Genomic DNA, 22316 nt, shown 5'->3' on the forward strand with positions numbered 1-22316 from the left:
GGCATGACGGCGACGCTATCAGACGGTGGATTCACATAGTTCGCCCGGAAAGTCAAACGCACCGTTGGAATGGGCCAAAAATCCACCGGGGCCACCGGCCGGCGTCCGGCGTCCGGCGGGGACAGGGCCTCCGTTCCCGTCCCCGCCGGTGTCAGGTGACCGCACGGCCTGGTGGCCGGGCGGCCGAGTGGCCGGGCGACCGGGCGACCGAGTGGCCGAGTGGCCGGATGGCCGGATGGCCGGATGGCCGGATGGCCGCTGGCGCGGTGGCCGGATGGCCGCACGGACCGGTGGTCAGGTGGCCGTGCGGCCCAGCTCCCGCTCGGCCCACCCGCCGATGTCGCGCCGCTCGATCGCGGCGGCCATCAGGCCGGGGAAGGCGTCGGGGGTGCAGGCGAACGCGGGGACGCCCAGCGCCGCCAGCGCGGCGGCGTTGTCCCGGTCGTAGAAGGGCGCGCCCTCGTCCGACAGCGCGAGCAGCACGATCACCTGGACCCCGGCCGCCGTCATCTGCGCGACCCGGCGCAGCATCTCCTCTCGGACGCCGCCCTCGTACAGGTCGCTGATCAGGATGAAGATGGAGTCGGTGGGCCGGGTGATGAGGCCCTGGCCGTAGGCGATGGCGCGGTTGATGTCGGTGCCGCCGCCGAGCTGGGTGCCGAACAGCAGCTCCACCGGGTCGTGAAGCCGGTCGGTGAGGTCGACGACCGCGGTGTCGAAGACCACCAGCGACGTCCGCAGCGAGCGCATCGAGGCGAGGACCGCGCCGAAGACGCTGGAGTAGACGACGGAGGCCGCCATCGACCCGCTCTGGTCGATGCACAGTACGACCTCGCGTTGGACGGCGCGCTGCCGCCTGCCGTACCCGACGAGCCTGGAGGGCACCACGGTGCCGCGGTCGGGCAGGTAGTTCTTGAGGTTCGCCCGGATCGTACGGTCCCAGTCGATGTCGGCGGCCCGTTTGGGCCGGTGGGTCCGCGCCGAGCGGTCCAGCGCCCCGGTGACGGCCGCCCTGGTCTTCTGGGTGAGCCGCCGCTCCAGCTCCGAGACGACCTTGCGGACCACCGCCCGGGCCGACTCGCGCGCCTGTTCCGGCATCACCCGGTTCAGAGAGAGGAGGGTGCCGACCAGGTGCACGTCCGGCTCGACGGCCTCCAGCATCTCCGGCTCCAGCAGCAGCCGGGTGAGGTTCAGCCGCTCGACGGCGTCCTTCTGCATGACCTGGACGACGGTCGAGGGGAAGTAGGAGCGGATGTCGCCCAGCCAGCGCGCCACGCGGGGCGCCGAGGCGCCCAGGCCGCCGCTCCGCTCCCCCGGCCCCTCGCCGCCGTCGCGGTTGTAGAGGGCGGCCAGGGCGCCGTCCATCCGGGCGTCGGCGCCGGACAGCGCGCACCCGGTGCCGTCGGCGTCCCCGCCGAGCACGAGCCGCCAGCGGCGCAGCCTCTCGTCGTCCACCGGATCCACGCCCGTCTCCTGTGCGGTCATGCGCTCTCCGCCCTTCCCAGCAGCGCCAGCACGGTCCGCACCGCGCCGGCCGCGCGTGCCTCGTCGATCTCGTCGGCCGTGGCGGCGATCTCCCGCGTGCCGAGCGTCCGGACACGGGAGCCGATCGAGCGCCGCTCCGGCGCGGCGAACGCGCCGAACGTCCTGCGCAGCAGCGGCAGCACGTCCACGAACACCTCCGGGGCCAGACCGGTCAGCCACCCGTCGACCAGCCCGAGCAGCCGGGCGTCGTGGACGAGCAGCAGGCCGCCGCCGGACAGGAAACCCTCGATCCAGGCCGCCACGCGGGCCGGGGGGTGCCCCGCCGACATGGACAGCGCCATCCGCCGGCCGGCCTCCACGTCGTCGAGGTCGCCGGCGTCCAGCAGGATCCTGGTGAGCCGGCCCTCGATCAGTCCGTGCAGGCCGGAACGGCCGGACAGGCCGCGCAGCGCGGCCGTCCACCGTCCGCGCGGCGCCTCGTCACCGGAGACGCCACCGGAAGGACCGGAAGGGGACGCCGGGGCGGCGGGGCCGCCGTCGAGGAGGGCCACGGCCGCGTGCACCTCGTCGAGGTGACGCAGCAGGTCGCGGGCGGCGTCGTCGTCCAGGCCGGTGACCGCCGTACCCAGCCCGACGCAGATCCGGGTGAGCAGGGCGTCGACGATCGCGGTCAGGCCCTCGGCGGGCGTGCCGCGCACGTCGCCGTAGCGCCGGGCGCGCACCATCGCCGGGAGCGCGGCCATCAGGTGCGTGACGTCGCCGTCGAGCGCCGCCCGCGCCGCCAGCGTGTCGAGGACGTACGGCAGCGCGTCCGGCAGGTCGGCCAGCAGGCAACGCTCGACGAGCCCGGTGAGGTCGGCCAGCGACACCCGGGCGGAGCCCCGGCCACCGGAGCCGCCGGGACCACCGGAGCCACCGGGACCGCCGGAGGGCGCGCCGGGAACGACCGGACCCGCCGGGCCCACCTGACCCGGGGCACCGGCCGCGGACGGGCTCAAGGGCGGTCCGCCGTCCGCCAGGTCGCGGACCCGGGCGGAGGCCGCGGCCGGGACGGTGGTGCCCCAGGCGCCCGCCTCGATCAGGTCGATGTCGAACTCCGGCCGCCAGGCGAGCGTCCACGACTCGCGGAAGGTGCCCTTGCCGCGGCTGCGCGCCGGGACGCCCCAGTCGACGCCGAGCAGCCGCAGCCGGTGCAGCAGCCTGCTGCGGTCGAGGTCGAGGGGTCTGCGCAGGTCGAGATCCACCTCGCGGTCGAGGGCCTCGGGCTTGAGCCGGAGCCGGCGCTGCTCCTCGCGCAGGTGACGCTGGAGCGGCACCATCGGCGTCGAGTCGGGGACGTGGCCGAGCCGCTCCCCCACGACCATGCGCCGCTGGATCAGCTCCACCGGCAGGTCGTCGCCCTCGCACAGCACGGCCCGCGCCGCCTCGGTGACCTCCGCGAGCCCGGCCAGGGGCCGGCCGCGCAGCACGGCCAGGCTTCCGGCCAGCCGTACCGCCTCGATGACGTGCGCCGAGGAGACCGGCAGGCCCTCGTCCCTCAGCACGCCGGCGGCGGCGGTCAGCCACCGCTCCACCGGCCGGTCGGCGGAGGCGAACAGGTGGTGGTACCAGCCCGGCGACGTCACCCCGGCGCCGTAGCCGCTCCAGGCGGCCAGCCTGCCGTACGTCCACGGCACCCAGGTGATCTCGGCCTTGACCTTGGGCAGGCCCCGCAGCAGCGCGTCGTCGGCCCTGGCCGGGGGCAGCCCGGCGCCCCAGGCGCCGCCCCTGCCCGGGACGCCGGTCAGGGCGGGGACGTGCCAGGCGCCGCAGACGACGGCGATCCGCTCGAACCCCTCCTTGACGGCCCTGCGGATCGTGCGCCTCATGTACGCCTCGCGCCGGGCCTCGCGGGCCTCGGGGACGTGTCCGTCGCGGACCGCCGCCATCGCCTCGGCGATCACCTCGAACGGCGTGTCGCCCCGGTGCTCGACCGCGTCCTCCCACCAGCGTTCCGGGTCGTCGTATCCGGCGGCGCGGGCGAGGACCGCGATCGGGTCGATCTGTACGGTCGGCGCCCCGGACTCCGCCGCGTCGTGGTCGCGTTCCCGCGACCGGTCGCCGGGCGTGCCCGCACCGGGGCCGTCACCGGGCACGTCCCCGGGCCGGACCTCACCGGGGCCGTCACCCGGCGCGTCCGATCCGGGTCCCGGCGGCCCGGGCGCGTCCGATCCGGGCGTGCCCGCGCCGGGGCCGTCACCGGCGGGGCCGCCGTCCGGCGAGTCGTCCCGGTCGAGGGCGAGTCCGTGGGCCGCTGGCAGGTCGCAGAAGCGGACCGGGACGCCCGTCCGCACGGCGTGCCGTATCGCCTGCCACTCGGGGGAGAACTCCGCGAACGGCCAGAACGCCGCCCTGGACGGCTCTCCGGGCACGTGGGCCAGCAGCGCGACCGGGGGTTCGAGGTCCGGGTCGGCGGCCAGCCCCGCCAGCGCGTCGGCCTCGGGTGGCCCTTCGATGAGCACGATGTCCGGCTTGAGACGTTCGAGCTCGGCTCTCAGGGACCGCGCCGACCCCGGCCCGTGATGCCGGATCCCCAGCACCGAGACGCTCATCGGCCGCTCCCGGCCACCGGGGGCGTCGTCTCAGCCCGCATCGCGGCAGGCCCGGTAGAAGTCGCGCCAGTCCTCGCGCTCGCGGACGACGGTCTCGAGGTATTCGCGCCAGACGACGCTGTCGGAGACCGGGTCCTGGACGACGGCGCCGACGATCCCGGCGGCGACGTCGGAGGGACGCAGCACCCCGTCGCCGAAGTGCGCGGCCAGGGCGATGCCACCGGTGAGGACGGAGATCGCCTCGGCGGTGCTGAGCGTGCCGCTGGGCGACTTGACCTTGGTACGGCCGTCCTCGGTGACGCCGGCGCGCAGTTCGCGGAAGACCGTGACGACGCGGCGGATCTCGGCGAGGCCGGTCAGGGTCTCGGGCAGCTCCAGGGAGCGGCCGAGCTGCCCGACGCGGCGCGAGACGATGTCCACCTCCTCCTCGGCGGTGGCCGGGACGGGCAGCACGACGGTGTTGAACCTGCGGCGCAGCGCGCTGGACAGCTCGTTGACGCCCCGGTCGCGGTCGTTGGCCGTGGCGATGACGTTGAAACCGCGTGCCGCCTGGACCTCCTGGTTCAGCTCGGGGATCGGCAGCGTCTTCTCCGACAGCACGGTGATCAGCGCGTCCTGGACGTCGGAGGGCATGCGGGTCAGCTCCTCCACCCGGGCGATCCGCCCCTCGGCCATCGCGCGCATCACCGGGCTCGGGGTGATCGCCTCGCGCGACGGCCCCTCGGCGAGCAGCCGGGCGTAGTTCCAGCCGTAGCGGACGGCCTCCTCCGCGGTGCCGGCCGTGCCCTGCACCAGGAGCGTCGAGTCACCGCTGATCGCGGCGGCCAGGTGCTCCGACAGCCAGGTCTTGGCGGTGCCGGGGACGCCGAGCAGCAGCAGCGCGCGGTCGGTGGCGAGGGTGGCCACGGCGACCTCCACGATGCGCCGGGGACCGATGTACTTGGGCGTGATCGTCTCGCCGTCGCCCATGACGTACGTCGTCACCGCCCACGGCGACAGCCTCCAGCCCGGCGGCCGGGGCCGGTCGTCGCCCTTGGCGAGGATCTCCAGCTCGTCGGCGAACTGGTCTTCGGCGTGGGCCCGCAGAACCGTTGTCAAGAAAGCTCCTTCACCATGTCGTGGCGGAAACGCAGGAGGGCGGCGACCTCCTGGACGGGCGGTTCGGGCGAGAGCCGCTCGGCCTCGCCGTACAGGGCGGGGTCGACGCGCTCGCCGGCGAGCCTGGTCAGCTCGCCGAGGTTCCAGGGCTGCGTGCCGGAGACCTCGATGATCTTCTCCAGCACGGCGGAGGCCAGCTCGGGCCCCCAGGGCGCGGCGGCGCCTCCGAGCACCATGATCAGCTGCCCGTCGAGGTCATGCCGCCTGACGAAGCCGGCGGCGACGCGCTCCCGCTCGGCGGCGGGCAGTACGGCCAGCAGGTCGGCGAGCGGGTCGTGGTCGAACAGCTCCCGCGCCCACTCGGGGTCGCCCTGCAGGACGGCGGCCCGCACCCATCCCGCCATGACCTCGCGGCCCCAGTCGGCGATCCTCATGCGGACGAGCTCACCCGGCGGATGCCCGAGCAGCCGCGGCCACACCCCGAGCGGGGTACGCGCCACCGCCTGCTGAAGCCACCAGCTCCGCTCGCCGGTGCCGTGCGGCGGCCTGGCGCGGACGCCGTCGCGCTCCATCGCGGCGTCGCAGGCGACGGGCGGGGTGACTCTGATCCGGCCGTCCTCGGTGGTGAACCACCCTGCGACCCGCTCGGCCATCCGCGTGGCCAGCTGCGAACCGGGCAGCCGGGTGAGCAGGTCGGCGGCCAGCTGGCGGACCTCCCGGCGGCGGTCGTCGAGGGCGGCCTCCAGGAACGGCTCGTCGTCCGGTGAGAGCCGGTCGGCGAGGATCTCCAGGAACGCCGCGCGGTCGTCGGGGGTCTCCTTCGTCCATCCCCGGGTGAGCAGGCTCCTGGCCGCCGCCGGATCGGCCGCCCGCAGCGCGGCCAGGAAGGCGCGGCGGTCGCCGGGGGCGCCCAGCTCCCAGACGTCCGGCGCGCCACCGGGGCGCCGCGGTTCATCGGGGCCTCCGGGGGCGGGGCCCTGCGGATCGCCGGGGGAAGCGGGAGAGCCGGGGACGACGCCGGCTCCGGCCGGGCCGGCGGAGGCTCCGGACTGGTCGGCGGAGACTCCGGCCGAAACGGGGACGGGAACGGCGGCAGGGGCGGTGGGCTCGCGCAGCAGGAAGCTCCAGGCGGGGTTGAGACCGGCCAGCCACCGGCCCCGGCTTCCGGCGAGGACGCCGAGGTGGGGCCGGAGGGACCGGTCGCGGGCGGCCTGGTCGAGGAGCTCGGGCAGCAGGTGCGGCGGGACGCGGAGACTGTGCCCGGCCGCGACGCGCAGCCACTCGGGAAGCAGTCTCGGCTGCTCGCCGCCGAGGATCCGGGCGAGCCGGTCGGCCGCCGGCCGGGAGACCGCCGGCCGATCCTCGGGCGGGGCGGCGTCCACCGGCTCGGCGGCCGGCGGCCGGCGGCCCGCCCGCATCCGTACGGTGTGCACGGCGGCGCGTTCGAGCAGCTCCGCCTCGGGGGCCGCCGCACCGGCCAGGGGCCGGCGGTCGGTGCCGACCAAGGCGGCGGAGACCAGCTCCTCCCATTCGGGCGGGGCGTTCACCAGGACCTCCCAGGGATCGCCCCGGACCGCGAGCCGGGGTGTTCGGGACGGACATGACAGGTGGGGAGGGCGGTCACAGGACGATCACCTGTCCTTCCCCGTCCCAGGCGGTGAGGGGGCGCAGTCCCTCGGGGGTCCATTCGGCGGCCACGGTCAGCGGGTGGCCACCGGAGGCCGCGACCAGCCGCCAGGGCGTGCCGCAGGAGGGGTGCAGCGCCAGCGCGCCGCCCGGACCGGACAGCGCCCTCAGGGTGCTCCCGGCGGGGACCGCCGCCTCCAGCACCAGGGGCCAGGAGTCCGTCCAGGGGTCCGCGGCGAGGGCGCGGGCCACCTCGTCCAGCGCGCCGTCCACCGTGGAACCCGGCGGAGGGCCGGCGGAGAGGTGGGGGGCGGGGTCGTGGCGGGCGGCGACGAGGGCGCGCAACGGGCACGAGCCGGGGTAGAACGCCAGGTCGGCGTCCACGGTGGTGCCGGTCACGAGGGAGGCGTCGAGTGCCTGGCCGACCGGGGCGAACGACAGCACGAGCGCGGCCCGGCCGGTGGACCGGCCACGCAGCCAGACCCGGCGGGCGGTGATCCGGTCCTGCTCGGTGTCGCGCCGCCCGAGGACGTCCCACCGGTCACGGACCGTCTCACCGGCCAGGACCTCCTCCTTGGCGACGGGGAAGCCGACCCGCTCGCGGACCGTCCGCAGCAGCGCGCTCCCGAGCTCGGCCGGGGCGGCGGCGGTCGAGGTGAGGCGCCGGTGGGACACGGCCAGCAGGTGGAGCAGGGCGTACTCGCCCAGCAGGCGGGCGGGCCAGTCGTCACCGCTCAGCACCGCGCCCAGACGGGAGACGGCTCCGGCGACGGCCGGGGCCTGGGCGTCGACGAGGCGCTTGGCGAGGTCGTCCCACTGGTCGTGCCGCCGGGAGGCGACGAGGCCCTGCCTGACCTGGTCGGCGAGCCAGCGCTCCAGCTCCGCCAGGCCCGCCGCCACGCGCCGCTCGCGCTGCGCGGCCCGCCGGGCGTCGGCGGGACCGCCCGGCCCGGCCGCCAAGGCCGCGCCGCCCGCCCGGCCCGCTCCGCCCGCCGTGGCACCGCCGTCCGCCCGGCCACCGCCGTCCGCCTGACCGCCGGCCTCCGCGGCCCCGCCACCGGCCCCCGCCGCCTCGTCACCGCCCTCGGCCGCGTCGCCGTACGCCTCCGTCCCGTCGCCGTCCGCGGGGGCGGGCGGACGGATCGCCGCCCTGGCCGCGCGGTCGCGCCGCCGGTCGAGCCACTCCGCGGCCCAGTCGGCGGGTCCGGAGGCGTCCGGGACGCCGCCGGCCGACCACAGCAGGAGCAGCCCGAGGGCGTGCTTGCAGGGGAACTTCCGGCTCGGGCAGCTGCAGCGGTAGGCGGGCTCGGACAGGTCCACGCACGCCAGGTAGGGCTTGGAGCCGCTGCCCCTGCACTCTCCCCACAGCGCGCCCGCCGTGGCCCCGGCGCCCGACCACTTGCCGGGCGAGGAGACCCCCTGGGCCGCCTTCTGGGACGACGCGTCGGGCGCGAGCGCCAGCACCTGGTCCCGGTTCCACCGTTCGGTCACGCCTCGAACGCTAGCCAGCCCCACCGACAAATCCCGCCCCGGGAACTCGTCCCTTCACCGGTGCGTCCCCTTCCCCCGGGGCACCCCCCTTTCTCCGCGCTCCCCCGCCCCGACCTGCGGCCCGGTTCGCCCGTCCCGTGCCGCCGCGCCGCCGGGACGGCGGCCGGGATGGCAGACTGTCCGTCGCCCGCGCCGCGAAGCGGCCGGGGCCCGTCCCGCGCCGGAGGTGCCCGATGACCGTTCCCGCCCGTCCGCCGCTCGCCGAGACGCTCGGGCTGCTGCCGCACCCGGAGGGCGGGTGGTACCGGGAGACCTGGCGGTCCTCCCTCGACGTCGCCCCTCCCGGGTACGGCGGGCCCCGGGCCACGGCCACCGGGATCTACTTCCTGCTGGAGCCGGGCGAGGAGTCGCGGCCGCACGTGGTCCGCTCCGACGAGGTGTGGCTGTGGCACCGGGGCGGCCCGCTGCTCCTCGTCCTCGGCGGCCACGAGGGGCAGCCGTCCGAAACCGTCGTCCTCGGACCAAGGGTGGAGGAGGGCCAGGTCCCCCAGGCGGTGGTCCCCGGCGGCACCTGGCAGGCGGCCCGGCCCGCCGGGGACGAGGGGGTCCTGGTGAGCTGCGTGGTCTCCCCGGGTTTCGACTTCGCCGACTTCCGGATGATCTGACCGGCGGCCTTCCGGCCGGTCTCCGCGGCTCGGCGTGCCCGCCGGGGTGTGACGGCGCGGCCGGCCGCGGGGAGAATGCCGTCAGAGGAACCCAGACGAGGAGGTCGACGGTGACCGGCGAGATCAGCTCCGTGATCGGTGGCGAGCAGGCGGCGGACGGCAGGGAATACGACTCGATCAACCCCTCCCGCGTCGACGAGGTGGTCGCGCGGGTCCGGCTGGCCGACGCGGAGACGTTCTCCTCCGCCTGCCGTACGGCGGCGGCGGCGCAGCGGGAGTGGGCGCGGGTCCCCGCGCCCGTCCGGGGGCGGGTGATCGCGTCGATCGGGCGGCTGGTGGAGGCCAACGCCGAGTACCTGGCCCGGCTGGTGACGCGCGAGATCGGCAAGCCGTACGCCGAGGCGCTGGGCGAGGTCCGGGAGATCGTCGACACCTGCGACTTCTTCCTGGGCGAGGGGCGGCGCCTGTACGGGCAGACGGTGCCCTCGGAGATGCCGGACAAGAACCTGTTCACCTTCCGGGTCCCGGTCGGGGTGGCCGCGGTGATCACGGCGGGCAACTTCCCGGTCGCGGTGCCGTCGTGGTACCTGGTGCCCGCGCTGCTGGCCGGGAACGCGGTCGTGTGGAAGCCCGCCGAGTACGCCGCGGCGTCCGCCGAGGCGATGTACCGGCTGTTCGCCGCCTCGGGACTGCCCGACGGCGTGCTGAACCTGGTGTTCGCCGACGGGGCCGCGGCGTTCGAGGGTCTTGAGGCGGCGCTGGGCGAGGGCACGGTGCACAAGGTCGGGTTCACCGGCTCCACCGAGGTGGGCCGGAGGATCGGCGAGCTGTGCGGGCGCCACCTGCAGTCGCCCTGCCTGGAGCTCGGCGGCAAGAACCCGATGGTGGTGGCGGCCGACGCCGACCTCGACCTGGCGGTGGAGGGGGCGCTGTTCTCCGGGTTCGGCACGGCCGGGCAGCGCTGCACCTCCCTCGGAACGGCCATCGTGCACGAGAGCGTCCACGACGAGTTCCTCGGCCGCCTCACGCGCGCGCTGGCCGCGGCGGAGATCGGCGACCCGGCGGGCGACGTGCTGTGCGGGCCGCTCCTGGACCACAGGTTCGCCTCCCGCTACGAGGAGTATCTCGGCTGGATCCAGCCGCACCACAAGGTCGTCTCCGGCGCGACCGGGCGGATCACCGCCGGCAACCCGCGCGGGGACTTCACCGGCGAGGGCGGCCTGTACTACCACCCGGTGATCGTGGACGGCGTGCGCCCCGACGACCGGCTGTTCCTGGAGGAGACCTTCGGCCCGATCATCGGCGTGACCTCCTTCTCGACCCTGGAGGAGGCGCTGGAACTCGCCAACCGCCCCGGGTACGGGCTCTCCTCCTCCGTCTACACCACCGACCCCGCGACGGCCTTCCGGTTCCGCGAGGGCATCGGCGCGGGCATGGTCAGCGTGAACAACTCCACCTCCGGGGCCGAGGCGCACCTGCCCTTCGGCGGGAACGGCAAGTCCGGCAACGGCAGCCGCCAGTCGGGGATGTGGGTGCTGGACCAGTTCACCCGCTGGCAGGCGATGAACTGGGACCACTCCGGCAGGCTGCAGAAGGCCCAGATGGACGTGGCGGACATCGTGCCGGATGTGAACTTCCGTCTTTGACTTTGCCGTTCCGGGGGGTTCTCCCCATCGGAAGCGCGGCATCCCCTTTGCGAGGGACACGACGGCCCGCGCCGTACTCCGGGAACGTCCGGAAAGCGGCCGGGCCGTCGCGCACCCGGCGGCCGTCAGGCGCGCCGGGAGACGTGGGGGGCCGTGAGCTGCGGCGCGGCCTCTCACGGCCCGTACGGCACGCCCCACCGACCCGTACGGCACGGCCCGCGAGCACGCCCCGGGCCGGTCGCCATTTCACCATTCGAGACATTCTTTCTTGGCATATGAGATACCTGTTACGGTCGCTCCATCCGGCATCCGGCCGACCGAAAGAGTGATCTCCCATGACAGCCGAGAACACGGTCTACACCCACGGCCATCACGAGTCCGTGCTGCGGTCCCACAGGTGGCGGACCGCCGAGAACTCCGCCGCCCCTCTCCTGCCGCACCTGAGGCCCGGGATGTCCGTGCTGGACGTCGGCTGCGGCCCCGGGACCATCACCGCGGACCTGGCCGAGCGGGTCGCGCCGGGTACGGTGACCGCGGTGGAGGTCACCGCGGAGGCGCTGGCACTGGGCCGTGCGGAGGCCGGACGGCGGGGCGCGTCCAACGTCGAGTTCGCCGTCTCCGACGTGCACGCGCTCGACTTCCCCGACGACTCCTTCGACGTCGTCCACGCCCACCAGGTCCTGCAGCACGTCGGCGACCCGGTCCGGGCCCTGCGGGAGATGCGCAGGGTGTGCCGTCCGGGCGGGATCGTGGCGGTGCGCGACAGCGACTACGCCGCGTTCGCCTGGTTCCCCCGGCTACCCGAGCTGGACGAGTGGATGGACCTCTACCAGAGGGTGGCCAGGGCGTGCGGCGGCGAGCCCGACGCGGGACGGCGGCTGCTGTCGTGGGCGCGCGCGGCCGGTTTCACCGACATCACCCCCTCCTCCTCGACCTGGTGCTTCGCCACGCCCGAGGATCGGGCCTGGTGGGGCGGGATGTGGGCCGAACGGATCCTGCGCTCGGACATGGCCCGTCACACCCTCTCCTCGGGGGCCGCCACCGAGGAGGACCTGCGCCGCCTGTCCGAGGGCTGGCTGAGGTGGGCGGGCGACGAGGACGGCTGGCTGTCGCTGCTCCACGGCGAGCTGGTCTGCCGCGCCTGAGCGCCGGCGCGCCCCGCGCCGGGACGCCCGCCAGGAACGCCGGCCGGAGACGCGGCGGCCGGGTCCGCTCCCGCGCCGCAGTACCGCGCCGCCTCGCCGATGATCCGGTAGACGCAGCCGGAGTACTCCAGGAAGCGGAGCACGGCCTCCCGGTTGCGGGCCGTCTGCGGGCCGATCCGCCCGGCGGGCGGGTAGAAACCGGGGGCGCCGCGGGCCGGGTACATCTCGACGGTGTAGCTGAAGATCTTGAAGACGCCCCACATCCAGTCGCCGAGCGAGCCGTCCATGATGTAGCGGTCCCCGGCCTGGCGGGGGGTGTAGCCGTTGACGGCGGCCATGCTCCGGCCGAGCGCGGCGTACGCCTCCCGGTCGTCCCGGGTCAGGCCCGGGGCGGTGTCGGCGCGGGTGTGCCCGTACGGCCACATGACCAGCTCGCCGTAGGAGTGCCAGTCGATGTGCGCCCTGATCTGCTGGACGCCGTCCGCCACGCGGCCGCCCACCCAGTCGGCGACCGCCCTGACCTCGGGGGCCGACCCGTTCGCCGGGCCCCGGTAGGTCTGGGCGGCGGGCGAGCCGGAGGAACCCCCGCAGCAGCCCCAGAGGTAGGGCCAGTTGCGGTTCAGGTCGGTGCCCACGGCGGAGGAGCCCGGGGTGGGCTGGCGGTTCTTGCGCCAGCCGCGGCGGGAGCCGCCCGCGAGGTCGTACTCGCCGCCGTCGGGGTTGAGGTCCGGCATGATCCAGATCTCGTGCCCGTCGACCAGCCCGGTGATCCGCCGGTCCCGGCCGTAGCCCTCGGTGAGCAGGCGGAGGAGGTAGAGCGCCATCTCGACGGTGAGATGCTCCCGGGCGTGCTGGTGGTGGGTGAACAGGACCTCCGGCTCGTCCTCGTCCACGGCGACGTTATCGCTGATCTTGACGACGACCAGGTCGCGGCCCTCGTAGGAGGTGCCGTAGACGGAGCTGCGGGCGATGCCGGGGTGCGCGGCGACGATCCGGGCGACCTCAGCCGCCGTCTCGGCGTAGGAGTGGTAGCCGGAGAGGGCCGTCCGGGAGCCGTGCGACGTGTGCGGGGCCGGGACACGGAGAGCCGGGGCGCGAGGAACCGGGGCGCGGGAGGCCGGGACGTGAGGAACCGGCACGTGGGAGGCCGAGACGGGAGAGACCGGAGCGCGGGAGGCCGGGACGTGAGGAACCGGCACGTGGGAGGCCGAGGCGGGAGGAACCGGGGCGCGGGGAGCCGGCACGGGGAGGACGCTTCCGCCCAGGCATGTGAAGACCAGGAGCGCGCACGCCACGATCGGCCGGTGTCTCATCGGTCTCCCCCCGGACAACCGATCCAAGCGGTCGCCGCGCGGTCGCGCCGGGAGACGGGCGGGGCCGTCGACAGGCGATGACCCCGATTTCGGCTCCGGCGTACCCGGTCCGGGGCCCGGGGAAGGGCGGCTCCGGACCATCGGACCCCGGCGTACCGGCTCGGGGGGAGCCGGGAACGGTCCCGGGCCGCGGGCGCGGGTGGCGACCGGGGGTCCGGCGCGCGAGACGGTCACGGAACGTGACCGCCGGTCGCCCGCCGCCGGTCACCGGTCACCGGTCACCGGTCACCGCTCACCGCTCACCGGTCAGAAGTCGACCTCGAACCAGAGGGTCCGGGGGTCGCCCTGGCAGCCGTCCTCGATGCCCCACCGGCCGGCGAGCAGGTCGACCAGGAACATCCCGCGGCCGCTCTCGGCGTCGGGGTCGTTGCGGACGTGGGGCGCCGAGGCTCCCGAGCCCGCGTCGGAGACCTCGACGAGGACGACCCCCGCCCCGACCTGCATGGTCATCGTGACCGCACCGCCGCCGCCCGACCCGGAGTGCACGACCGAGTTGGTGACCACCTCACTGACGAGGAGGACGACGTCCTCGTACGCGGGATGGCACTCCCCCAGGAGCTCCCGGACCCGGTGCCGGGCCACCGACACCGACTCCGGGACGCCCCGCAGGGTGAGCGTTAATCGAGGTTGAACCGTCTGCTGCCGCGTTGTCATGATCGGCCTCGCTCCCCGGACCCGCGCATTCCCATGCGCGTCGCGCTCTGAGATGGCACACTCACTCACGGTGAACTGTTCTACCAGGGACTTCAATAGCTCATATTGAAATTCCACAGTTTTCTTGTCCAAGGACGGAGATACGTGCATGGCTACCCGGCGCAGCCCGACAGCTCGGCATCGCCGTCTCATGGCCGAGTTAGCGCGGTTGAGGGAGGACAGCGGGCTGTCACGGGCGGAGGTGGCGGAGCGGATCGGCTCCACCGACACCACCGTATGGAGATATGAGACGGGTCTCACCCGTCCCAAACCCTCCGACGTGGCAGCCCTCACCGATGTGTACGGCGTGACGGGCGCGGCACGGGAGACCCTGGTGCAGATGGCCAGGGAGGCCCGGCAGCGTGGCTGGTGGCATCGCCACCGGCAGGCTCTCAAGCCTGGCTTCGACTCCTACATCGGACTGGAGGCGGAGGCGTCGGTGGTGCGCTCCTACGAGCCACTGGTCGTCCCCGGCCTGATGCAGACCGAGGCCTACGCGCGTGCCGTCATCGAGGTGACCACAGTGACCCATGCCCCTCCTGAAGTCGACGAGAAGGTCACCGTACGCATCTCACGCCAGCAGTTGCTGCACGGCCCCGGCGAGCCGATCCAGCTCGTCTCCGTGCTCGACGAAGCGGTGCTCCGCCGCCAGGTCGGCGGGCCGAAGGTGATGCGTGAGCAGCTGGAGCACCTCGTCGATCTCGGCAAGCTGCCCAACGTGGAGATCCGGGTCATCCCGTTCTCCGCGGGGGCGCACGCCGCGATGGACGGCCCGTTCTGCCTGCTGGGCTTTCCCGAGCCCGGCGATCTCGACCTGGTCTATCTGGAGCAGGCGGCGAGCGGGCTCGTCCTGGAGGATCCGGACGAGGTGCGCCGGTACACGCTCATGTTCGGGAGCCTCACCGCGATGGCTCTCAGGACGGACGCCTCGGCCGCATTCATCGCGGAGCTGGCGAAGAAATGTTCCAACCAGCGATAGGAAGAAAGAGTGCAGAGGTCCACCATGGATCTGTCCAGCGTCGCGTGGCGCAAGAGCAGCCGCAGTACCGGAGGGAACTGCGTCGAAGTGGCGATCGTGCCCGGCGACCCGGTAGTGGCGGCCCACAAGGCCCAGGAGGACGAGCTCTACCTCGTCCGTGACTCCAAGGATCCGGACGGCCCGGCCCTGGCGTTCACCCAGGGTGAATGGGACGCCTTCCTCGGCGGGGTCAAGGACGGCGAGTTCGGCTGACAGATCTCCCCCCGGGGGGACCGGTCCGCCGGTCCCCCCGGTCCGGTCGGAGGTTCCCTCCTCCGGCACCATGAACAGGGCCGGGAGCCCCCTCGGGGGCTCCCGGCCCTTCCATTCCCACCGCCGGCGAACGGAAGGGACAATCGTTATGTAACGCCTATCACCCATTTAAACGACATAGTGATAAATGTTGGGATTGAAAGTCGGCAACGACTTTTCCCGGAGCGGAAAATGACCAACGATGGACGGGGTGAGACGCCATCCATCGTGCTCGTCCCCGGCCGGCCGGCCGGCGACGGACCGGAGTGCGGCATGAACCAGTGTCCGGACGACAGCACCTGTGACCGCCAGGCGCGCGGGTTGGAGATCATGAGACGGGTCCACGGCGGCGACGACGCCGGTGACGGCTCCGCGACGGCCGGGGCGGGACGGGGCGGAGGCTCCGGCGAGAGTCCCGGCGACTTCTTCGGCATGACCGTGGAGCGCCTGTTCGGCGAGGTGTGGTCCCGGGAGGGGCTGAGCATGCGCGACCGCAGGCTCCTCCTGCTCGGCCTCCTCGTCGGCCAGGGCATGGACGACCTGGTGGAGGTCCAGCTCGACGCGGCGCTGCGGACCGGCGAGCTGACCCCGGACGAACTCCGCGAGATCGTCATCTTCCTCACTCACTACGCCGGATGGCCTCGCGGCTCCCGGCTCAACACCCAGGTCGAGGAGCTGATCGCCCGCGTCATGCGGCCATAGCCGGCTTCGGGCGCGCTCTGAGCACGCGCCCTGCCGATCACCTACGTCATGCACCCGTGGCGGACGGCCCGGCCGGCCTCCCTCCGGCCCGGCGGCCCGCCGTACGGCCGGCGACCGGGGCGCGTCGCGCCGGGGGGCGGGGTGGGTCGGGAGCCGTTCAGAGGTGCTCGACGTTGGACCCCCGGCAGCGGCGGCGCGTGTCGAAGACGAACGGGCTCACCCGCTGGACCAGCTCGTAGTCGAAGCGGTCATGATCCGTGAGGACGACCACCGCGTCCGCCTCCGACAGCTCCCGTTCGCCCGCCACGACGAGCTCGATCCCCGGCGGAGCGAGGTAGGCGTCCACATGGGGATCCGCCACCCGCACGTCCGCGCCCAGCTTGGCCAGGGCCCTGGCCACCTCGATCGCGGGCGACTCGCGGCAGTCCCCGGCGTTCGCCTTGTAGGCTAGGCCCAGCAGGAGCACCCGGCTGCCCCGCAGCGGCAGGCCCCGCCGGTTCAGCGCGAGGATGAGCCGGTGGACGACATGACCGGGCATGTGGTCGTTGATGTCGTTGGCCAGCTCCACGAAGCGGAAGCTGTGCCCCAGACTGCGCTTGACCTTCCACGACAGGTAGGACGGATCGATCGGCAGGCAGTGCCCGCCGACGCCGGGACCGGGAGTGAAGCGCATGTAGCCGAACGGCTTGGTGGAGGCGGCGTCGATGGCCTCCCAGACGTCGATGCCGAGCTGCTGCGCGAAGATCGACAGCTCGTTCACCAGGGCGATGTTGACGTGCCTGAAGGTGTTCTCCAGGAGCTTGCACAGCTCCGCCACCTGCGTCGAGGAGACGGGGACGACGTCGCGCACGATCCGCTGGTAGAACGCGCGGATCCGCTCCAGGGAGGCCGCGTCGATCCCGGACACGACCTTCGGCGTGTTCTCCAGGCACCAGCGGGCGTTGCCCGGGTCGATCCGCTCGGGGCTGTAGCCCAGGAAGAAGTCGCCGGGCGCGTGCAGGCCCGAGCCGGTCTCCAGCAGCGGCCGGAGGTACTCCTCGGTGGTCCCGGGATAGGTGGTGGACTCCAGGACCACCGTGACGCCGGGTCGCAGCAGCGGGGCCAGGGACTCGCCCGCCGAACCGATGTGGCGCAGGTCGGGGGCGCCGTCGCTGAGCGGCGTCGGCACGGTGATCACGCAGACGTCGAACTCCCCGGCGTCGGCGTAGTCGGAGCCGGCCCGGTAGCGGCCCGAGCGATGCGCCTCGGCCAGAACCTCGTCGGCGATGTCCTCGACGTAGGAGTCGGCGGCGTTGAGCCGCTTGACCCTTCGCTCGTCCACGTCGATCCCGACGACCTCGAACCCCGCCTCGACCGCCCGCATCGCCAGTGGCAGGCCGACGTATCCCTGGCCGACGACGGCCAGCTTCTCCCCCATGTCAGGACCCCCGTCACTGTGAGATGAGGTACGAATCCCGACTGTAAGGGTCCGGACTTCCCGTATGACCGATCACCGGCGAAACAGGCGTGTCGGGCTCATGGCGACACTGCGTGTCGCGGCTCGGGGGCTCTTACCCGATGTCTTCCCTCGTCTCTCCGCCGCTTCGCGGCTGCGTTCCTCAGTCCAGACACCGGCGCCCCCTCGCGGGTCCAGACACCGGCGCCCCCTCGCGGGTCCAGACACCGGCGTCCCCGAGCGGGTCCGGGCACCGGCGTCCCCGAGCGGCGCGGCTTACGGCTTCACCCGGTTTCACCTGGTAAAACGTCCTCGTGTCAGCCGATAACCATGTGATTATGGATGCTCCGCTCGCTTCCGGATGGAGCGATCCAGCGGAGTCCTCAGTCGCGACACGCCGCCGCGTCACCCTTGTCGCGGCGGTGGCACTGTTCGCGCTCACCGTCGCCCGGAACCCCGCACGGGACTTTCAGGGGGACGCCATACGGTACTGGCGGGGCGCCCAGACCGGTTGGGCATTCCTTTTCGGCGACGCTCCGGCCACCGGGGGCGCGAGCACGTCGGCTCTCACCACCGACACCCCGGTCATCCAGCACGCCGCCCTGGGGCTGCGCGGGGTTCTGGCCTTCGTCGTCTACGCGCCCGCGGCGTTGGCCGACCGGCTCGCCGCCGGTTCGGGAGCGGCGGCGGTGCTCGTGGAGAACGCGCTCATCATCGCGGTGCTCGGCGCCGTGGTGCTCCCGGCGATCGCCCGGACCCTGGGAGTCCGGGGCCCCGCCACGATCTGCTGGTGCGCGGCGGGCGTCTGGCTCCTCGTGGCTCCGTTCGCACCGTATCCGCTGATGGACGTCCCTGCCGCCGCCGTGTTCCTCTGCGCGGTACTGCTGGCGTCGGCGGGGTCGCGCCGGTGTCTCGTCGCGGCGGGGCTCTGCGCGGGGATCGCGCTCAACCTGCGGCCGGCGTACCTCGTGCCATTGGCCGCGGTCGTGGTGGTGATAGCGGCCGTCCGCCGCCTTCGTGGCCTCTGGCTGCTCCCGGGAGTGGCCGTCGCGCTCGTCCCGCAGTTCGCCGTCAACGCCGTCGGTGGTTTCGGATGGTTCCCGGTCCCGCCTCTGTCGGGGTCACTGGCGAATTTCCAGGCGGGGTTGTCGTCGTACATCGTCAGGTACGACACTCTTCTCGCCGGCCCGCCCCAGCAGTTCTACTGCGATCCCCACATGGCGCACGCCTTCCTCGGACGCGCTGTCACGTCGGTGGCGGACCTCCCGTTCACGATGCTCACGAACCTTCCCTGGTCGGCCGTGTTCCTGCTGGAGAAGTTCTCCGCCGCGCTGGCCTGGTCGCCGCACGTGCCGTACTCCGTACCGCCGGCGGACGAGAGTTACAGCCTGCTCCTGCCTGTCGCGGCGATCACCGTCTGCGGGACGTCGGCCCTGATCGCCGCCGCTCTACGGCGGGGCTCGGCCGGCAGGCGGCCCGAAGCGGCACTCGTGGCCGCGGCGATGCTGGGGGCGTGCGTCACGCTGCTGGCGTCCGCCGCCGAGACGCGGTTCGCGCTGCCCGTGGTACTTCTCGGCATCGTAGGGAGTGCCCTCGCCCTGGCGTCCATCCGGCGGAGCCGTACGGTCCGCCCGGTGTGGGCGGTGGCGGTCGCGGCCGGCACCCTGGTGGTCGTCGTGTCCGCCACGGCGGGACTCTCCCATCCGCTGCCTCCGTTGCCGGTGGGTGCGCTGGAGATTCACGACTGTGCGGCTCCGGGCTAGGCGGCCGAAAACTATGGGTTCGGCAATTCGGGCCCCATTCTTCATCAAAGGTGATGGACGGAACGCGGCGGTCAATTCACCTTCCACATAAATTAAAGCGGACAGACGGCCGCTGCGGCCATTCGCTTTTCGCGGGAAGGCTCGAAGAACGGTGAAAGCACTTGTTCTAGCGGGAGGAAAGGGCACGAGACTCCGCCCTCTAACCCATACCTCCGCAAAGCAGCTGGTCCCCATCGCCAACAAGCCGGTGCTGCAGTACGGCCTCGAAGCGATCAGGGACGCGGGCATCACCAGCGTGGGGATCGTCGTCGGCGACACCGCTCACGAGGTCATGGAGGCGGTCGGCGACGGTTCACGGCTCGGCCTGGAGGTCACCTACATCCCACAGGAGGCCCCGCTGGGGCTGGCGCACTGCGTGCTGATCGCACGGGAGTTCCTCGGCGACGACCCGTTCGTGATGTACCTGGGTGACAACTTCCTGGTCGGCGGCATCACCGGCCTGGTGGACTCCTTCCTCGCGGCCGACTACGACGCCCAGATCCTGTTGACCCGGGTGGCCGAGCCGCAGTACTACGGGGTCGCCGAGCTCGGTCCGGACGGTGAGATCGTCGACCTGGAGGAGAAGCCCGAGCATCCCCGCAGCGACCTGGCGATCGTGGGGGTCTACACGTTCTCGCCCGCGATCCACGAGGCGGTCCGGGCGATCGCGCCGTCCGCGCGCGGCGAACTGGAGATCACCGACGCGATCGGATGGCTCATTCGCAGCGGCCGCCGGGTCCACTCCCACTTCGTCAGCGGCTACTGGAAGGACACCGGGCGGTTGCAGGACATGCTGGAGTGCAACCGCATCGTCCTGGAGACGATCGAGCCGGGCATCGCGGGGACGGTGGACGGCCTGTCGGAGATCACGGGACGCGTCATCGTGGAGCCGGGCGCCACGGTGGAGGGGTCGGTGATCCGGGGGCCCGCCGTCATCGGCGCCGACACCAAGATCATTGACTCCTATGTCGGCCCCTACACCTCGATCGGCGAGGGGTGCGTGCTGGAGGACACCGAGGTGGAGTACAGCATCGTGCTGGGCGGCTCCGCCATCAGGGGCATCTCGCGGCTCACCTGCTCGCTGATCGGCCGTTACGTCGAGGTCACCCGCGCGACGAGGGCGCCCAACATGCACCAGCTCATGGTGGGCGACCACAGCAAGGTGCAGGTGCCGGCATGAGGATCCTGGTCACCGGCGCCGCCGGGTTCATCGGTTCCTGCTACGTGCGTTCGCTGCTCACCGGCGCCCACCCCGGCTGCGAGGACGTCCACGTGACGGTGCTCGACAAGCTCACCTATGCCGGAAACCCGGAGAACCTGTGGCCGGTCGCCGGGAATCCCCGCCACACCTTCGTGCGCGGCGACGTCACCGACGGCGAGCTGCTGGCCGGCCTGGTGCCGGGTCACGACGTCGTCGTGAACTTCGCCGCCGAGACGCACGTGGACCGGTCGATCACCGGGGCCGGCGCGTTCGTCACCACCAACGTGCTGGGCACGCAGCGGCTGCTGCAGGCGGCGCTGGAGGCGGGGGTGCGGACGTTCGTCCACGTCTCGACCGACGAGGTCTACGGATCCGTCGCCGAGGGGTCGTGGGACGAGGACGCGCCGCTGGAGCCGAACTCCCCCTACGCGGCGTCCAAGGCCGGGGCCGACCTGCTGTGCCGCGCCTACCACCGGACCTACGGGCTGGACGTGCGGGTGACCCGCTGTTCCAACAACTACGGCCCCTACCAGTACCCCGAGAAGGTCATCCCGCTGTTCGTCACCAACCTGATCGACGGGCTGCCCGTCCCGCTGTACGGCGACGGCCGCAACGTCCGCGAGTGGCTGCACGTCGACGACCACTGCCGGGCCGTGCAGCTCGTCGTGGACAAGGGAGCGGCCGGCGAGGTCTACAACGTCGGCGGCGGGGTCGAGCTGACCAACCTCGAACTGACAGAGCGACTGCTGGCGACGTTCGGCGCGGGCTGGGAGATGGTCGAGCGGGTCGCCGACCGCCCCGGGCACGACCTGCGCTACTCGGTGGACAGCGGAAAGATCCGGGCGATCGGCTACGAGCCCCGGGTGGACTTCGACGAGGGGCTGGAGGGGGTCGTGCGCTGGTACCGGGACAACGAGGCGTGGTGGCGCCCCCTGAAGGAACGCGCCGCCCGCCGTACGGCGCGGCCCGAGGAGACCGGGGGCGGGCGATGAGCGACCGCGTCCCGGTCAACGATCTCGGTCGCTCCGGCTCCCTCGTGGAGGCGAGGACGCGCGCCGCGGTGAATCGCGTGCTGGAGAGCGGCCGGTACATCCTCGGTGCGGAGGTCGATGCCTTCGAACGGGACTTCGCCGCCTACTGCGGCACCGCCCACTGCGTGGGCGTCGCGAACGGCACCGACGCGATCGAGCTGGCGCTGCGCGCCCTGGGCGTGGGCTCCGGGAGCCGGGTCGCCACCGTCGCGAACGCCGGCTCCTACACCACGACGGCGCTTGCGGCCCTCGGCGCGCACGCGGTGTTCGTCGACGTCGACCCCGGCACGATGCTGATGGACCCGGACCACCTCAAACGGGTCGCGGGCGGCGGCGACCTCGACGCGGTGGTGGTGACCCACCTGTACGGGCTGCTGCACGACATGGGGACGGTGCTGGACATCGCGGCGGGCGCGGGCGTCCCGGTGCTGGAGGACTGCGCGCAGGCGCACGGCGCCCGCCGGGACGGCCGTACGGCCGGCTCCTTCGGCGCCGCGGCGGCCTTCAGCTTCTACCCGACGAAGAACCTCGGGGCGCTCGGCGACGCGGGCGCCGTGGTCACCGGCGGCGCCGAGGTCGCCGAGCGGGTCCGGCTGCTGCGGCAGTACGGCTGGCAGGAAAGATACCGGGCGGGCGTTCCCGGGGGCCGCAACAGCCGCCTCGACGAGATGCAGGCCGCGGTCCTGCGTGCCAGGCTGCCGTTCCTCGACGGCTGGAACGACAGGCGCCGTGAGATCGCGGCGCGTTACTCCCGCGAGATCCGCCATCCGCGTCTGCGGTGCCCCGCGGTGTGCGGCGAGGAGTTCGTCGCACACCTCTACGTCGTCGCGTGTGAGGACCGGGAGGCGCTGCGGGCTCATCTGGCCGCGGCGTCGATCGGCGCCGACGTGCACTATCCGGTCCCGGAGCACCTGCAGCCCGTCCGGGAGGGACTCGGCGGGCGGCCCGCGCTGCCGGTGACGGAGGAGCTGGCGGGGGCGGTCCTGACGCTGCCGTGCCATCCCGGGCTGTCCGACGAGGAGGTCACCAGGGTGATCTCCCGAGTGAACTCCTGGTGACGCC

At 73.3% G+C, this 22316-nt stretch carries 17 protein-coding genes and 1 pseudogene; 10 read left to right on the plus strand and 8 right to left on the minus strand.

Going from position 1 to position 22316, the window contains the following annotated elements; translation table 11 throughout:
* Positions 1-294: 294 nt before the first annotated feature.
* The 5 genes from AB0D67_RS03570 to AB0D67_RS03590 form a co-directional block, all read right to left on the minus strand.
* Positions 295-1485: a VWA domain-containing protein gene (locus tag AB0D67_RS03570; protein WP_362929464.1), complete on the minus strand. Its 1191-nt coding sequence runs from the start codon at positions 1483-1485 to the stop codon at positions 295-297.
* Positions 1482-4076, minus strand: coding sequence for a DUF5682 family protein (locus tag AB0D67_RS03575; protein WP_362929466.1), 2595 nt, complete (start codon positions 4074-4076; stop codon positions 1482-1484). Before AB0D67_RS03575 ends, AB0D67_RS03570 begins: the two co-directional genes overlap by 4 nt.
* Before the next feature lie 30 nt (positions 4077-4106).
* Entirely contained in the window at positions 4107-5174 is a 1068-nt protein-coding gene (locus tag AB0D67_RS03580) for an AAA family ATPase (protein WP_362929468.1), read from the minus strand.
* Positions 5171-6721 carry a DUF5691 domain-containing protein gene (locus AB0D67_RS03585; protein ID WP_362929470.1) on the minus strand — a complete coding sequence of 517 codons (1551 nt, stop codon included), beginning with the start codon at positions 6719-6721 and terminating at the stop codon, positions 5171-5173. The genes AB0D67_RS03580 and AB0D67_RS03585 overlap by 4 nt, the downstream gene beginning before the upstream one ends.
* Before the next feature lie 73 nt (positions 6722-6794).
* The gene (locus AB0D67_RS03590) at positions 6795-8291 is read right to left on the minus strand and encodes an SWIM zinc finger family protein (protein ID WP_362929472.1); all 1497 of its coding nucleotides are present in this window, start codon (positions 8289-8291) and stop codon (positions 6795-6797) included.
* A gap of 233 nt (positions 8292-8524) precedes the next feature.
* On the opposite strand from AB0D67_RS03590, the gene AB0D67_RS03595 reads away from it, so the two are divergent.
* The 3 genes from AB0D67_RS03595 to AB0D67_RS03605 all read left to right on the plus strand — a co-directional run bounded on the left by AB0D67_RS03595 (position 8525) and on the right by AB0D67_RS03605 (position 11747).
* Positions 8525-8956 carry a cupin domain-containing protein gene (locus AB0D67_RS03595; protein ID WP_362929474.1) on the plus strand — a complete coding sequence of 144 codons (432 nt, stop codon included), beginning with the start codon at positions 8525-8527 and terminating at the stop codon, positions 8954-8956.
* Positions 8957-9066: 110 nt separating this feature from the next.
* Positions 9067-10602 (plus strand): aldehyde dehydrogenase family protein, encoded by a 1536-nt coding sequence (locus AB0D67_RS03600; protein WP_362929476.1) that lies wholly within the window; start codon positions 9067-9069, stop codon positions 10600-10602.
* 335 nt (positions 10603-10937) lie between these two features.
* Positions 10938-11747 carry a methyltransferase domain-containing protein gene (locus AB0D67_RS03605; protein WP_362929478.1) on the plus strand — a complete coding sequence of 270 codons (810 nt, stop codon included), beginning with the start codon at positions 10938-10940 and terminating at the stop codon, positions 11745-11747.
* Positions 11748-11905: 158 nt separating this feature from the next.
* On the opposite strand, the pseudogene AB0D67_RS03610 reads toward AB0D67_RS03605, so the two are convergent.
* Positions 11906-13201 (minus strand): annotated as a pseudogene (locus AB0D67_RS03610) (M14 family metallopeptidase); the annotation flags it as partial.
* Between the two features lie 165 nt (positions 13202-13366).
* Positions 13367-13774 (minus strand): ATP-binding protein, encoded by a 408-nt coding sequence (locus AB0D67_RS03615; protein WP_362929480.1) that lies wholly within the window; start codon positions 13772-13774, stop codon positions 13367-13369.
* Positions 13775-13964: 190 nt separating this feature from the next.
* On the opposite strand from AB0D67_RS03615, the gene AB0D67_RS03620 reads away from it, so the two are divergent.
* The 3 genes from AB0D67_RS03620 (at position 13965) to AB0D67_RS03630 (ending at position 15785) form a co-directional block, all read left to right on the plus strand.
* A complete protein-coding gene (locus tag AB0D67_RS03620) occupies positions 13965-14792 on the plus strand; it encodes a helix-turn-helix transcriptional regulator (RefSeq protein WP_362929482.1) in 828 nt (275 codons plus the stop codon).
* A gap of 24 nt (positions 14793-14816) precedes the next feature.
* Positions 14817-15044, plus strand: coding sequence for a DUF397 domain-containing protein (locus AB0D67_RS03625; RefSeq protein ID WP_362929859.1), 228 nt, complete (start codon positions 14817-14819; stop codon positions 15042-15044).
* Positions 15045-15275: 231 nt separating this feature from the next.
* The gene (locus AB0D67_RS03630; protein ID WP_362929484.1) at positions 15276-15785 is read left to right on the plus strand and encodes a carboxymuconolactone decarboxylase family protein; all 510 of its coding nucleotides are present in this window, start codon (positions 15276-15278) and stop codon (positions 15783-15785) included.
* A gap of 157 nt (positions 15786-15942) precedes the next feature.
* Here the strand turns inward: AB0D67_RS03630 and AB0D67_RS03635 are convergent, their stop codons facing one another.
* A complete protein-coding gene (locus AB0D67_RS03635; RefSeq protein WP_362929486.1) occupies positions 15943-17202 on the minus strand; it encodes a nucleotide sugar dehydrogenase in 1260 nt (419 codons plus the stop codon).
* A gap of 440 nt (positions 17203-17642) precedes the next feature.
* Between AB0D67_RS03635 and AB0D67_RS03640 the strand changes: the two genes are divergently transcribed.
* The 4 genes from AB0D67_RS03640 to AB0D67_RS03655 all read left to right on the plus strand — a co-directional run bounded on the left by AB0D67_RS03640 (position 17643) and on the right by AB0D67_RS03655 (position 22312).
* Positions 17643-18983, plus strand: coding sequence for a hypothetical protein (locus tag AB0D67_RS03640; protein ID WP_362929488.1), 1341 nt, complete (start codon positions 17643-17645; stop codon positions 18981-18983).
* Between the two features lie 151 nt (positions 18984-19134).
* Positions 19135-20202, plus strand: coding sequence for a glucose-1-phosphate thymidylyltransferase (locus AB0D67_RS03645; RefSeq protein WP_362929490.1), 1068 nt, complete (start codon positions 19135-19137; stop codon positions 20200-20202).
* Positions 20199-21215: a dTDP-glucose 4,6-dehydratase gene (rfbB, locus tag AB0D67_RS03650; protein WP_362929492.1), complete on the plus strand. Its 1017-nt coding sequence runs from the start codon at positions 20199-20201 to the stop codon at positions 21213-21215. The genes AB0D67_RS03645 and rfbB overlap by 4 nt, the downstream gene beginning before the upstream one ends.
* Positions 21212-22312 carry a DegT/DnrJ/EryC1/StrS family aminotransferase gene (locus tag AB0D67_RS03655; RefSeq protein WP_362929494.1) on the plus strand — a complete coding sequence of 367 codons (1101 nt, stop codon included), beginning with the start codon at positions 21212-21214 and terminating at the stop codon, positions 22310-22312. Before rfbB ends, AB0D67_RS03655 begins: the two co-directional genes overlap by 4 nt.
* The last annotated feature ends 4 nt before the right edge of the window (positions 22313-22316 follow it).

The organism is Streptosporangium sp. NPDC048047 (assembly GCF_040653115.1).
Lineage (GTDB): Bacteria > Actinomycetota > Actinomycetes > Streptosporangiales > Streptosporangiaceae > Streptosporangium.